Consider the following 819-nt stretch of genomic DNA (forward strand, 5'->3'; position numbering starts at 1 on the left):
CACTTGGCGTCATCAATGGGATTTCGCCCATATACACTTCGTTTTCACGAACTTCTTTTACTGTCGGCTTAGATGCTTCTTTATCCAAAATCACCAAACGGATACGAGCACGCAATGGGGCCGCATAAGTAATGCCGCGCAATTGGCATTCAGGAATATCGAACAAAGGCTCGCCCAATGTGTAATGCACAAACTCCAAGCGCGCATAACCATTATGGCTCACAATCGGGAAAATAGAATTAAATGCCGCTTGCAGACCATCATCAGTACGTTGGTCAAAAGCATTTTCCAGCTGCAAAAATTTCGCATAAGAATCAATTTGGGTTGCCAGCAGGAAAGGAACATCTAAGACATTCTCTCGCTTTGCAAAACTCTTACGGATACGTTTTTTCTCGGTAAACGAATAGCTCATATACACTCCGAAAAGCAATTTTAAATAATAGGCCGTCTGAAACAACGGCATGCATCAATCTGATATTTACATTTATTTGCAATGATTTTATAAAGGCTATGCAAATAAATGTAAACAATGCCTGATGCTTATTTTAAGAAGCAAAATAAGGCTGGCAGAAAACTGCCAGCCTTCATAGGAAGCATCAAATTATTTGATTTCGACTTTAGCGCCGGCTTCTTCCAGTTGTTTTTGGATGTCTTCAGCTTCAGCTTTAGAAACACCTTCTTTCAGAGTTTTAGGTGCACCGTCAACGATGTCTTTAGCTTCTTTCAGACCCAAGCCAGTGAGAGCGCGGACAACTTTAATCACGCCAACTTTTTGATCACCGGCAGAAGCCAATACTACGTCAAATTCAATTTTCTCTT

Annotated in this window: 2 protein-coding genes; both read right to left on the minus strand. The window is 41.0% G+C overall.

All coding sequences use genetic code 11. From position 1 onward, the window contains the following. Window positions 1–412: hypothetical protein (locus ACTHUR_RS13100; protein WP_440398946.1), on the minus strand; the 412-nt coding region annotated here is incomplete at its 3' end. 189 nt (window positions 413–601) lie between these two features. Further along, the coding region (gene rplL / locus ACTHUR_RS13105; protein ID WP_440398948.1) for a 50S ribosomal protein L7/L12 at window positions 602–819 on the minus strand (218 nt) is incomplete at its 5' end.

The sequence above is a fragment of the Neisseria sp. P0021.S007 genome (genome assembly GCF_051956855.1).